10 protein-coding genes and 2 pseudogenes are annotated in these 12,756 nt (G+C 41.0%); 9 read left to right on the top strand and 3 right to left on the bottom strand.

The genetic code is table 11. The annotated features are described in order from the left end of the window. The first annotated feature begins 306 nt into the window (after positions 1 to 306). A pseudogene (locus J7E67_RS13770) lies at positions 307 to 2,504 on the top strand (heavy metal translocating P-type ATPase). 33 nt (positions 2,505 to 2,537) lie between these two features. Further along, a pseudogene (locus tag J7E67_RS13765) lies at positions 2,538 to 2,885 on the top strand (nitrite reductase); the annotation flags it as partial. 285 nt (positions 2,886 to 3,170) lie between these two features. Here J7E67_RS13765 and J7E67_RS13760 read toward each other — a convergent pair. The 3 genes from J7E67_RS13760 to madL form a co-directional block, all read right to left on the bottom strand. Beyond that, entirely contained in the window at positions 3,171 to 3,770 is a 600-nt protein-coding gene (locus J7E67_RS13760) for a YdhK family protein (protein WP_308160467.1), read from the bottom strand. Positions 3,771 to 4,495: 725 nt separating this feature from the next. Further along, a complete protein-coding gene (madM, locus tag J7E67_RS13755) occupies positions 4,496 to 5,260 on the bottom strand; it encodes a malonate transporter subunit MadM (RefSeq protein ID WP_214713395.1) in 765 nt (254 codons plus the stop codon). Further along, positions 5,241 to 5,654, bottom strand: a complete 414-nt coding sequence (madL, locus tag J7E67_RS13750) for a malonate transporter subunit MadL (protein ID WP_214713396.1) — start codon at positions 5,652 to 5,654, stop codon at positions 5,241 to 5,243. Before madL ends, madM begins: the two co-directional genes overlap by 20 nt. Positions 5,655 to 5,951: 297 nt before the next feature. On the opposite strand from madL, the gene J7E67_RS13745 reads away from it, so the two are divergent. From J7E67_RS13745 to J7E67_RS13715, 7 genes are read left to right on the top strand one after another with little or no spacing between them, the layout of a single operon-like run. Then, a complete protein-coding gene (locus J7E67_RS13745) occupies positions 5,952 to 6,602 on the top strand; it encodes a GntR family transcriptional regulator (protein ID WP_214713397.1) in 651 nt (216 codons plus the stop codon). A 37-nt stretch (positions 6,603 to 6,639) separates the two neighbouring features. Next, entirely contained in the window at positions 6,640 to 7,581 is a 942-nt protein-coding gene (locus J7E67_RS13740; RefSeq protein ID WP_214713398.1) for an ACP S-malonyltransferase, read from the top strand. 29 nt (positions 7,582 to 7,610) lie between these two features. Further along, positions 7,611 to 9,257: a malonate decarboxylase subunit alpha gene (mdcA, locus tag J7E67_RS13735; RefSeq protein ID WP_214713399.1), complete on the top strand. Its 1,647-nt coding sequence runs from the start codon at positions 7,611 to 7,613 to the stop codon at positions 9,255 to 9,257. A 16-nt stretch (positions 9,258 to 9,273) separates the two neighbouring features. Beyond that, entirely contained in the window at positions 9,274 to 10,143 is an 870-nt protein-coding gene (locus tag J7E67_RS13730) for a triphosphoribosyl-dephospho-CoA synthase (RefSeq protein ID WP_214713400.1), read from the top strand. Between the two features lie 21 nt (positions 10,144 to 10,164). Beyond that, entirely contained in the window at positions 10,165 to 10,476 is a 312-nt protein-coding gene (locus tag J7E67_RS13725; protein WP_214713401.1) for a malonate decarboxylase subunit delta, read from the top strand. After that, positions 10,451 to 12,148 (top strand): biotin-independent malonate decarboxylase subunit beta, encoded by a 1,698-nt coding sequence (gene mdcD / locus J7E67_RS13720; protein ID WP_214713402.1) that lies wholly within the window; start codon positions 10,451 to 10,453, stop codon positions 12,146 to 12,148. The genes J7E67_RS13725 and mdcD overlap by 26 nt, the downstream gene beginning before the upstream one ends. Beyond that, a complete protein-coding gene (locus J7E67_RS13715) occupies positions 12,139 to 12,753 on the top strand; it encodes a malonate decarboxylase holo-ACP synthase (RefSeq protein ID WP_214713403.1) in 615 nt (204 codons plus the stop codon). The genes mdcD and J7E67_RS13715 overlap by 10 nt, the downstream gene beginning before the upstream one ends. Positions 12,754 to 12,756: the final 3 nt, after the last annotated feature.

Below are 12,756 nucleotides of genomic sequence, written 5' to 3'. Positions count from 1 at the left end.
ACTGATTTAAAGGTCATTATTGATTTTATAACTTGTTGATTGGAGCGGAAGGCGCGAAGACTCCTGCGGGAGTACGAAGCAGGGGAGACCCCGCAGGCGCTTAAGCGCCGAGGAGGCTCCCCGCTACGCCCGCGGAAAGCGAAGCGCCTGGAGCGCAAATCAACAAACAAATTAACAAAGACATAAAAAAGACTGCCGGCAAACCCAAGTTTTTCGGATTTGTCGACAGTCTGAACGTGCTTTGAAAAAGCACGTTATCTTTAACAAAATTATATACCCCCCACCAGTATAAGAGAGGTGTTTAATATGAGTAATAAAATAAAAGAAACAAATTTTCAAATTACAGGAATGACCTGTGCTGCATGTGCAACAAGAATTGAAAATGGGCTCAAAAAAATGGAGGGCGTAAAAGAAGCGAATGTTAATTTAGCACTTGAAAAGTCCACCATAAAATATGATCCTGAAGTGGTATCTGACCAGGATTTTCAAAAGAAAATTCAGAATTTAGGCTATGATGTTGTAATGGAAAAAAATGTTGACTATCGCCTAAAAGAAATAAAGAATCAACAAGGAAAGTTTATATTTTCATTAATCCTTTCCTTGCCATTATTATGGTCAATGGTTAGCCACTTTTCCTTTACGTCGTTTATTTATTTACCTGATATACTAATGAATCCATGGGTACAATTAGCACTTGCCACTCCCGTCCAATTTTTTATTGGGAAGCAGTTTTATGTCGGGGCATACAAAGCATTTCGAAATAAAAGTGCGAACATGGATGTCTTAGTTGCTCTAGGAACATCAGCTGCGTACTTTTATAGTTTGTATGAAACTATTCGATCAATAGCTTCCCAAGAACATATGCTGGATTTGTATTATGAAACGAGTGCGATTTTAATTACCCTAATCATTTTAGGTAAGCTATTTGAAGCTAAAGCTAAGGGCCGTTCATCAGAAGCCATTAAAAAGTTAATGGGTCTTCAAGCTAAAACCGCGATGGTTGTTCGAGATGGAATTGAAAAAGAATTACCCCTAGAAGAAGTAGTAGTAGGTGACATTGTTTACGTCAAACCAGGTGAAAAAGTGCCAGTAGATGGTGAAATTATTGAAGGACGCTCAGCATTAGATGAATCCATGTTAACAGGTGAAAGTGTACCCGTGGATAAAACGGTTGGTGATTCAGTCATTGGATCAACCATCAATAAAAATGGTTTCTTAAAGATAAAAGCAACAAAAGTCGGTAGAGATACAGCATTAGCACAGATCATTAAAGTTGTTGAAGAAGCACAGGGTTCAAAGGCTCCTATTCAACGACTAGCTGATCAAATTTCAGGCGTTTTTGTTCCAATTGTTGTAGGCATTGCAATTGTGCTTTCTTGATATGGTTTATCTGGGTTAGTCCAGGAGAATTTGCAGTAGCTTTAGAAAAATTAATTGCTGTTCTAGTTATTGCCTGTCCTTGTGCACTAGGTCTTGCCACACCAACGTCCATTATGGCTGGTTCAGGGAGAGCTGCCGAATTTGGTATTCTCTTTAAAGGCGGGGAACATCTTGAAACAACACATCACATCGATACAGTGATCTTAGATAAAACAGGAACGGTTACAAAAGGAACTCCACAATTAACAGATGTTATTTTACATGAAAATATTGAGGAGGAAGAGTTTTTATCCCTTATAGGTTCTGCTGAAAATCAATCTGAGCATCCTTTAGCACAAGCCATTGTTCAAGGGATAAAAGGGAAGAATATCCCTTTTAAAGAGGTTCAAGAATTTGAAGCTATTCCTGGTTATGGTGTAAGTGCTGTTATAGAGAATAGAGGGATTCTAATAGGAACCAGAAGGCTTATGAAAAGAGAAAATATAGATATTACAAAAGCAATATCGAATATGGAAAGCCTTGAAAATAACGGAAAAACGGCAATGCTAGTTTCAATTGATGGAAATTATATTGGTATTGTAGCCGTAGCAGACACCATCAAAGAAACATCAAAAGAAGCGATTCGCCGTTTATTAGATTTGAATATTAACGTTGTTATGATTACTGGTGACAATAAGAGGACTGCTGAGGCTATTGGTAAAGAGGTTGGTATTGACCATGTTATTGCAGAGGTTCTTCCAGAGGGAAAAGCAGAAGAAGTGAAGAAACTTCAAAATGAAGGAAGAAAAGTGGCAATGGTCTGAGATGGAATTAATGACGCCCCAGCTTTAGTTGTCGCTGATATTGGAATGGCTTTAGGTACAGGTACGGATGTGGCTATGGAAGCTGCTGATAGTACCTTAATAAGTGGGGATTTAAATACAATCGCAGATGCCATCATTATGAGCAAGAAAACAATTCGAAATATCAAGCAAAATTTATTTTGGGCATTGGCCTATAACGTGGTAGGTATCCCGATTGCTGCAATCGGCCTTTTAGCACCATGGCTCGCTGGGGCAGCTATGGCTTTTAGTTCCGTGTCGGTTGTATTAAATGCTTTGCGTCTCCAAAGGGTTAAGCTATAGATTTAAAGACAATTAAAACAGGGGAGAAAAAATATGGTGAATGATGTTAAAAAAATAAAGATCGCAATTAATGGAGGAATTGGGTTTGGGGCAAAACTCAACTCACAACAGCTTGTGATCATCTCTAAATATATGAATGAAGATGAGGAACTTGAACTTACTATATTTCAACAACTATATATAGAAATTCCAGAAGATAAAAAAGCAGAAATCATAGAAGAATTCAAAAGTGTTGGACTAGAATGTTATCCAGTTGGAAACTCTGTAAAGAGCTTGAGGACCTGTAATTTTTGCAAAGGGGAAGTAGAGGAGGGGATGCCAGTGGCAAAAGAATTAAATCGACGTATTCCTGGTAAACCTGTCCCCTTTACCCTTAAGGTTTATATTCACAATTAGGAAAGAAACGGGAGACATTCTATAAATTTTTGAAACGAATAGGCAGAGTGTAAGTGCTGTTTATCGCATTATGTTTTATGAATATTAAAAAAGCCAAAATATGCAAGTAGTGCATAAAAACTTGCATATTTTAGGCTTATTAATTTTTATTCCTTATTTTGTTAAAGCCCCCGATAGTACATAGAATCACTCTTTTTGAGCCCTCTTGTTGAAGAAAAGTACCAGTAAAATCAAGAATAATCATCATTTACTGGTACTTTTTTGTTATTTTTATTTAGATGAAAGTTCACTTTCTGTTACCCATTTATGATTTGTTACTTTTTCTCCACCAGTTGTAGGAGTGAAATCAACCATATACACAGTAGTTTGTTGGGCTGAATCGATCACAGCAGTTGCACCTTTCATCCCCGTCATATGGTCCGCCTCTACAATCACTTCATCACCGGGTTTATATGGTTTGTCGCTAGCATCTTTAATTTCTTCATGGATAATCCATTTATGATTTGTTACTTTTTCTCCACCAGTTGTAGGCGTATACGAAATCGTATATACAGTAGTATCGTAGGCACCTACAATAGTTGCTTCAGCACCTTTCATGCCTTCCATGTGGTTAGAATTAATAATGGCTGTACTTCCAACTTTAAAGGTTGGATTTTCGGCTTCTTTTAAACCCTCTGGTACTTCACCAGAACTGGAATGATTCATGTCATCCATTCCTTCATGGTCCTTAGAGCTTGAATTCTTTTCTTGTTCTGTTTTCTCACCATGATTCATATTCGAATGCTCATTCGCCTCATCACCATTTGAGCATGCTGCTAAAAACAGGGCAGTGATGACAGTAAGAAGAAATAGGATAGTACGTTTTTTCACTATAGTTACCTCCTTAAACTTAGTTACTCAGTCATAATACATCAAAAATGTGCAGAATTTGTGCAGAACACATTAAAATCTCGTTTAGAATCATCCAGCTTCTCTAAAAATTATTTTTCCTTATAAAGGAAAAAGGATGTCAGCTGCTGTCATTATTTTTCATACATCATAATTATTGTACTCTCCCATTCTTTATTAAAGCTTTCCAGTTACCACCTTTATCTTTGGTTTGGTAGATGTCATTTTTGTTAGTAATCACCGTAATTTCGTCTCTGTTTTTAGGATTAGAAGCAATAAACATAATTGAATTTTTAGAATTAATTTCTTCTGGTGTGGGCTAATTTAAACTTTACACCATTTGAAGATTCCAATACCTGTTTTAAATTACGTAATCTTCGAATCTCTGATTGTATATGTAATACTGCTACTAATATCACCTTTTTTGATTTCATACTGGATTAATCATTTCTTTCATTGGTGAGTGTGTCGTAGCAGCATTTAGCTTTGAGGTCTACTATTCTCTATAATTCCTTCAAATCCAGTAAAAAATCACAAAGGGGTTCGTAATGAAACCATTCCGAACCCCTTTGTCGACAAACTGAGAGCCTCTCCATAAGGAAAGGCTCTTTTTTTACTAAAAGAATTGAAAAGGTTTTTGAACAGTTCTCCACCAGAAATAAACATTGTTAATGAGTTTAAACGATCACCAGTAGAAAGTTCATTAATTAAGCAAAAATTGCTTTTGTTATCAAAAATAATACTGAAGGGCCAAGCAGGCAGCCTAAGCCAGTATAAAAAGTGGCGGTTACTGCTCCGTAGGGAACCAATTTTGGGTCTGTTGCGGCTAATCCTCCAGCGACGCCGCTTGTTGTTCCCATTAATCCTCCATATACCATTGCCGTGCGCGGGTTGTTTAATCCGATATATTTTGCTACAAATGGGGTGCCGATCATCGTAAGAATTGATTTTACAAGACCTGCTGCAATACTTATGGTAATGACTTCAGAACTTGCCCCTATTGCTGTTCCTGTAACAGGTCCCACTATGTAGGTCGCTGTCCCGGCACCTATCGTGGTTAAGCTAACTGCGTCTTTATATCCGAACGCTAATGCAATACATACTCCTATAATAAAGGAGAGGATTACACCAATAAACAAAGATAAGACTCCATTTACTCCAGCCTTTTTAATTTCACTGAAGTTGGCCCCGAAGGCAGTGGCAACAATCGCAAAGTCCCGGAGCATACCGCCGCCCATCAGGCCGATTCCTGTAAAGAGGCTTATGTCTGCAATTCCTTTCTCTCCCCCTGTAATTACTCCTCCGATATAAGCAAGCAAAAGACCGAGGGTGATGGCAATAGCTGATCCGTGAATCCGCCCTTTTGTTAACTTGTCAGAAATGAAATAAGAAAGATACATAGTAAAGCCAACAATGGCAAAAGAAACAATTAAACCATTATTTTGAAATATACTACCTAATGTTTCTAACACGCTGTTCGCCTCCTATCATTTCACTTTCATGAGTCTCATTAATCGTACCGCCCCTGCTAAGAAGGGGGACAACTGCCCAACTAATAAGTACTACGGCCACACCTGCAGTAATCGCAAGTACTCCTCCGTCAAGAGCTGCTACAACATTTTGCTGTGCCGACATGGCAACAACAATCGGGATGTACATTCCACTCCAAAAAGCCAGTCCTTCTTGCGTCTGTTTGTTTAACTTTTCTTTCTTTTTCAGGTATTCCACAATCAGAATCAGCATCAGCATGGCAAAACCGACACCGCCGACATTTGCGTCAATCCCCAGTATGTTTCCGAGGAGATCTCCAAAAAATACCCCTCCCAAAAAGCAAATAGATAATAAAGCGACACCAAAAATGATCATAGAATTTCTCCTTTTCAATTTTTTTGCTTTAGACTAAAGAGACAAAAGCTATAACACGGAGAAAACAAAACAATGCTGGCCTAGACAAAGAGGGGAGATTGAAAGATCAAGATATGAGTAAGCGTTTCCAAACTAAGAATCAACAGTCGACTGTATTCTAAAATCCATAATAAAACGAAAGAAAAGAAAGTGTCAATTCATTTTTAAAATTTTCTAAAAATATTGAATTTTCTAAAGGTGGTGGTTATAATAATAATCGACAGTCGACCAAATTTTCTTTGAGGAGGAGACAGAGTCATGGAATCTCGTAAAATTAATGAAAATGCTCTATCAAACCATATAGCTGAACATATTACCGAGCAAATAATTAAGGGGGAGTTAGTACCAGGGGAAAAACTGATCGAACATATTTATGCAGAGGAGTATGGAACAAGCCGTGCGCCAGTACGGGAGGCCATTTATTTACTGTCAATTGAAGGTCTTGTGGAGAGAATACCGCGGAAGGGAGCGGTTGTAAAGGACTATACAGAGAATGAAATCTATGACCTCCTTGAAATACGTAATATGCTTGAAACGATGGCCATCGAACGGATTCAGAGAAACGGAACGGATCATGGATGTCTGCAAAAAATGGCTGCTATTTTGAGAGAAATGAAGGATATTACTGATGTTCATCTGTATACCCAGTTAAATCACTCCTTTCATATGAAACTTGTGGAGATGAGTAAAAGTGAAACAATTAAAACGATGTATTCCCGTTTGGGATGGCCACTGCTTAGGATCCAGAGTCTTTCATTCGCAAATAACGGAAACATTGAAAAATCAGTACACGAACACGAAATGTTAATTGACCTTTTAACAAAGGATAATATAGCAGAGGCTGCCAAACTCTTAACTCGCCATAATCAGGATGTTATTTCTAGTATTAATAAAAAGTTTGCTCAATAGAGTTATATTGACTGGTGCCTAAAAAGGGGTATGAAAGATGAAACTAGCATTCTTATTTCCTGGCCAAGGATCCCAAAAGCCGAATATGCTTCATCATCTACACGATCACCCTGTAATTTCAGAGGTTATGCATCAAGCTGGTGATATTCTTGGAGAAAGTGTATACAAGTTGGATTCGATGGCTGCATTAGAGTCGACGACTTCGGTTCAGGTTTCATTGTTTGTTTCGTCAGTTGCTGTTTTAAAAGCATTTGCATCCGAAGGTGTACTCCCAGACATTGCGGCAGGCCATTCTGTCGGCGCTTTCAGTGCAGCGGTCGCATGCAAGGCGATTGATTTTACTGATGCTGTCAGAATGGTGAAGCTTAGAGGACAATTGATGGAGCAGGCCTTTCCATCAGGTTATGGGATGGGGGTTATTACAGGAATCGACGTACGTACGATGAAAGGAATAGTAGAAACATATTTTATCGAAAAGGATCCTGTTTACGTAGCAAATATCAATGCACCAGATCAAGTTACGATTTCCGGTTCCATTGCGGGAATCGACAGGGTTATCAATCATGCAAGGGATAGAGGGGCTAGAAAAGCGGATGTCCTAAACATTAGTGTACCTTCACATTGCCCCTTACTCCGACCGGTTTCAGTTTCTTTGTACGAAGAACTTTCAAAAATTCATTTTCGTTCACCAATTATTCCTTATGCTTGCAACAGGACAGCAAGGCTTTTAAAATCACCGGAAAAAATCAGAGAGGATCTTGCTTTTAATCTTTCACATCCAGTCAAATGGCATGATATCTCTTCGGTTCTTTGTGAACATGGAACAAGGCTTTTTATTGAAATGCCTCCTGGGCACGTCCTGGCCAGTTTAGCAAAAAAAGCTTTGCCTGGTGCCCGTGCTGTATCTGTTGAAGAAAATGGGTTTAGAAATTGTCTGTTATTGGCAAAACGTTTTTCTTCAGACCATTCTAAGTTTTAAAAATTATAAAATGAAAGGGGATACATAAAATGCAGACAATAAAACAACGTTCTTGGAAAACTCGATTAGAAGCAAAAGAAAAAAGAATCGCGAACATGAAAGGAATCGCCCATAATCGGATTATTCCCACAAACAAAATCGTTGAGGCACTTGAAACATTGATCATGCCTGGAGACCGTGTCGTTTTGGAGGGGAACAACCAGAAACAGGCATCATTCCTTTCGGTAGCTCTTGCCCAGGCAGATCCAAGAAAATTGTACGATTTGCATATGATTATGTCGAGTATATCCCGTCCTGAGCATTTGGATTTGTTCGAATCAGGAATCGCCAAAAAAGTGGATTTCTCCTATTCAGGTCCTCAAAGCCTTCGAATCGCGCAAATGCTTGAAGATGGCAAGCTAACCATAGGTGAAATTCACACATATGTTGAGCTGTATGGAAGGCTGTTCATCGATTTGATTCCATCTGTTGCTTTAGTGGCGGCCGACAAAGCCGACGCCGAAGGTAATTTATACACGGGACCAAACACGGAAGAAACTCCGACCCTTGTGGAAGCAGCAGCTTTTCGAGACGGAATTGTGATTGCCCAGGTAAATGAATTGGTAGATAAATTGCCGAGGGTTGATATACCAGGTTCCTGGATCGACTTTGTTGTTGTTGCTGATAAACCGTATCAGCTGGAGCCTCTTTTCACCCGGGATCCCCGGCATATTACTGATATTCAGGTACTTCAGGCAATGATGATCATTAGAGGTATCTATGAAAAACATCAGGTGAAATCGCTGAATCATGGAGTTGGTTATAATACGGCGGCTGTTGAATTGCTGCTCCCCACATACGGTGAGTCGCTAGGACTGAAGGGGAAAATATGTAAACACTGGGCTTTGAACCCGCACCCGACGCTTATCCCTGCGATTGAAAGCGGCTGGGTAGAAAGTATCCATTGCTTTGGCGGTGAAGTAGGCATGGAAAAATATGTGGCAGCAAGGCGTGATGTATTTTTTACAGGGCGGGATGGAAGTATGCGATCAAACCGTACACTATGTCAGCTTGCTGGACAATATGCTGTAGATTTGTTTGTCGGTTCCAGTTTACAAATAGACGCTGCAGGTAATTCCTCAACCGTAACCCGTGGCAGGCTAGCAGGGTTTGGAGGTGCACCAAATATGGGGCATGATCCAGGGGGACGGCGCCATTCTTCCCAAGCCTGGCTCGACATGATGACAAATGACGACCCACTTGTACGCGGCCGCAAACTGGTTGTCCAGGTCGTCGAAACATTTCAGAAGGGGAACAAACCAATTTTTGTTGAAAATTTGGACGCTGTGGATGTTAAACACGATGCCGGGCTTGCTGTTGCACCCGTTATGATTTACGGCCAGGATGTTACTCATATTGTGACAGAAGAAGGGATTGCCTACTTATATAAAGCAAGCAGCTTGGAAGAGCGGAGACAGGCGATTGCAGCGATCGCGGGTGTTACCCCGATTGGACTTGAACATGATGTGAAAAAGACCGATAAATTGAGGAGAGAAGGGTTGATTGCACTTCCTGAAGACCTCGGAATAAAAAGGACAGAAGCAAAGCGTTCTTTACTGGCTGCCAAAAATATTGAAGAGCTGGTGGAATGGTCAGATGGGTTATATGAGCCGCCTGCTAAGTTTAGAAGCTGGTAACAGGGGGACTTTGAAGATGAATCACATCCAAACAGATATTCAGTATCTTGGGAGACTTGCAGTGCAATCGCTCATCGAGGAAGCAGAACTAACGCCAAAACCAGGGCTCGTTGATAAAGAAAATTCCGGAGCGCATACAGACATGTCGATAGATTTAATGATCAGATCGGCAAAAGCATTGGAGCCTGCATTCAGAGAGATGGCTAAGGCAAGTTATAAAAGCGAGTCGTCACAGGAACTGCGAGAAGAGATTGCCGCTATCGGACGTCAAGGAGAAAAGGATATGTTCGAAGCTACATGTGGCGTTAACACACATAAGGGAGCCATTTGGGCATTAGGGCTGCTTGTCTCGAGCGCAGCCATGAACCCTGGAGAAACATCTATGGACAATATTGCTTTGTCCGCAGGAAAGCTTGCCCTTTTTCCAGACCGGAATCAACCAGAAGAAAAGACCAATGGTGCATATGTAAAAGAAAGGTACGGGGTCAATGGTGCCAAAGGTGAAGCTCAGCAAGGGTTCCCCCATTTAAGAAAGATAGCTTTACCTGTTCTTTATGTGTCAAGAAGAAAAGGTGTAACAGAAAATCTTTGCAGGTTAAACGTCTTAATTGCGCTTATGGCTAGTCTGGATGATACCTGTATTTTGCACCGTGGAGGTTCGAAAGCACTGGTCAGTACGAAGGAATTTGCCAATGAAATCCTGAAATCAGGCGGAGTTTGGACTGCAAATGGCTGGAAGGTTTTAAAACAGCTGGATCAATCCTTGCGCTGGACTAATGCTTCCCCAGGTGGAAGCGCAGATCTGCTGGCGGCTACTTTATTTCTGGATTCTCTTCATCTGTATACCAAGAACCAGACATATCCGCAAACTACATTAGCTAATTAATAAAAAAAGGAGGACCGCAAAATGGAAAGATTAACATTTCGTTTTCCCGCAACTAAAATCCTTAAGTCGCATGCACACGTGGGAGTAGTTGGATCAGGTGATCTTGAAATCTTAATGGAACCGACTGAGGGTGAATATGCAGACGTTACCATACGGACTGGAACCACAGGGTATAAAGAAATATGGAAGACTGTCCTTGAGAGGTTTTTTATACAAAATGCTGTATCCGCTAAGATTATGATTAATGATTTTGGAGCAACTCCCGGTGTTGTCACATTAAGACTCGCACAAGCATTGGAGGTGGCAAATGTTGCTGAATACATTAAAAAGTAGTTTTGTAGAATGTAGTGGCCGTGAAAGGGCACATATGTTACTTGATGATTCCAGCTTTAGGGAACTGCTTGATCCATTTTCTGGGGTTGAATCACCTCACTTGGAACCTCAGGGGATTGTTCCGCAAAGCGATGATGGAGTCATCATTGCCAGAGGAGAATTGAGTGGAAACTCTTTGTTAGTAATATCAATAGAAGGAAATTTTCAGGGGGGAGGAATTGGTGAAGTTTCAGGTGCTAAAATTGCAGGGGCTTTAGAACTTGCTTTGAAGGAAAATCAATCCGGCACATACATTTATCCTGTTTTAATATTTGATTCTGGAGGAGTCAGGCTGCAGGAAGCAAATTATGGACTGTTGTCGATTGCAGAAATCGGGGCAGCGATTGTTGCTCTTAGGGAATATGTACCTGTCATTGGTATAATCCCAGGAAAAATCGGTGCCTTTGGAGGTATGTCCATTACCGCAGGCTTATGCAGTACGTTAATCATGACACGCGAAGGACGCCTCGGCTTAAATGGTCCAGAAGTAATTGAGCAAGAAGCAGGCATCGAGGAATTCGATTCGATGGACCGCCGTCTGATTTGGAACACCATCGGAGGAAATCAAAGAAAAGCATCTGGTTTCACCGAAATCTTGGTGGAAGATGATTGCGACAGATTGAAGCAATCCATACTTTCTTCCATCGCGCAGGGTAAAGAGGATACACCAAGAAGTGCTGAAGTTGATAGATATATAACCTTTTTAGAATCGGTTAATCCGTCTGAGAAACTGACTCCGGAAAAGATTAGATCCTTATGGATTCAGTCCGACCTAACCATTAAGGGGGATTGCGCACAACGCGGTAAAATTGACTTAGGCGAAGGTGTTAAAAGCAGGGGACAAAAATGGTTTAATCTATTGACATCGGGGTCACCGGATATCGGAGAAATCCCTTCGGTGCTTTGTGCAGACTCCTTTATCGGCAATAAGGCTGCCCGTTTCCTTGCAGTTGTCCCTGATAAAGCCAGCCGCTTTCCAAGAGCCAGGGCAGGTGAATTCGGACTAGAACAGGGATGGATGATCGCCAAGTATATCCGGGAAGCAATGGAGGAGGACCGAAATAATGAGAAGCGGGCAATTGTTGCAATTGTCGATGTACCAAGTCAGGCGTACGGATACCGTGAAGAACTTTTGGGAATCCATCAAGCATGCGCAGCAGCTGTGGATGCCTATGCATCAGCAAGATTGGCAGGCCATCCAGTGATTGCATTTATTCCAGGTAAGGCGATTTCAGGAGCTTTCCTTTCCCATGGGATGCAGGCCAATCGGCTGATCGCTTTGGATGACGAGGGTGTAAATGTGCATGTGATGTCCAAACAATCAGCTGCCAGAATTACCCTTCGAACAATTGATGAACTCGAAGAAGCAACGAAAAAAGTTCCGGCGATGGCGTATGATATCCGATCCTTTGAAAAACTAGGCGCACTTCATGAACTGATTGTCGGAGTCAATGCAGATGAACCTAATGAAACGGACCTACTGATCGTATGCAGTAAATTAATGTATGCAATCGCGGACATAAAAAACAGCCCAAGGGATTTGAGCAGCCGGCTAACTTCTACTTTTGCCAGAAATGGCGGACGATCAGCTTCCATTTTGGTCAGAGAAAAGTTGAAAGAACAATGGTGTTAGAACCACATGATCTATTGGAGATTAACCGCAGGGATTTAATCAGCCACTCTCCAATCCCTGATTGGGCTGTACTTTCTCTTGAAATTGCTCCATTTGTAGTGGTCCGCAGGGCAATTGCTCCTAATGGGCAGGTAGCTGTCGGGATTAGGGGCAGAAATAGAAATGAAAGATTTGCCGCATTTTTACCGAAAAATCGAGTGATTCAGCAAATTAAACCAGAACATCTTACTGAATATTATCTGTGGGAAAATAAACAGGCACCTGTGTTTTCAGCTCTGACAAATTCAGCATCCCTATTTATCGAAAACAGTCTTACCTGGGGCCCAGGAGGCAGTGTTGGCTTTGAGCTTGCCAGCAGTGTTGAAGCTGTAACTTTAGAAAGTGATCTTGATATTATCATTCGTGCCCCTGAACCGCTCCCAATGGATGTGGGTGTCCAGATTGTTCAAGACTTGAAGAAAAGCCCGGTAAGAATAGATGTACAAGTAGAAGCACCAAAAGGTTCGTTTTCTTTAAGCGAGTATGTAAGGGGCAGTGAACTTGTATTATTAAAAACATTCTCCGGACCAAGGATGAGTAAAAATCCTTGGAATGACCCAAAATAATAA

Source organism: Bacillus sp. ISL-46, from assembly GCF_018613205.1.
Note: the sequence above shows the minus strand (reverse complement) of the source record. Positions and strands in the feature narration are given on the sequence as shown.

What these genes read in the sequence shown, in the direction of transcription:
- madL (WP_214713396.1), bottom strand. Translation starts at nt 5,654, where the DNA reads ATGATCATTTTTGGTGTCGCTTTATTATCTATTTGCTTTTTGGGAGGG.
- J7E67_RS13745 (WP_214713397.1), top strand. Translation starts at nt 5,952, where the DNA reads ATGGAATCTCGTAAAATTAATGAAAATGCTCTATCAAACCATATAGCT.
- J7E67_RS13740 (WP_214713398.1), top strand. Translation starts at nt 6,640, where the DNA reads ATGAAACTAGCATTCTTATTTCCTGGCCAAGGATCCCAAAAGCCGAAT.
- mdcA (WP_214713399.1), top strand. Translation starts at nt 7,611, where the DNA reads ATGCAGACAATAAAACAACGTTCTTGGAAAACTCGATTAGAAGCAAAA.
- J7E67_RS13730 (WP_214713400.1), top strand. Translation starts at nt 9,274, where the DNA reads ATGAATCACATCCAAACAGATATTCAGTATCTTGGGAGACTTGCAGTG.
- J7E67_RS13725 (WP_214713401.1), top strand. Translation starts at nt 10,165, where the DNA reads ATGGAAAGATTAACATTTCGTTTTCCCGCAACTAAAATCCTTAAGTCG.
- mdcD (WP_214713402.1), top strand. Translation starts at nt 10,451, where the DNA reads ATGTTGCTGAATACATTAAAAAGTAGTTTTGTAGAATGTAGTGGCCGT.
- J7E67_RS13715 (WP_214713403.1), top strand. Translation starts at nt 12,139, where the DNA reads ATGGTGTTAGAACCACATGATCTATTGGAGATTAACCGCAGGGATTTA.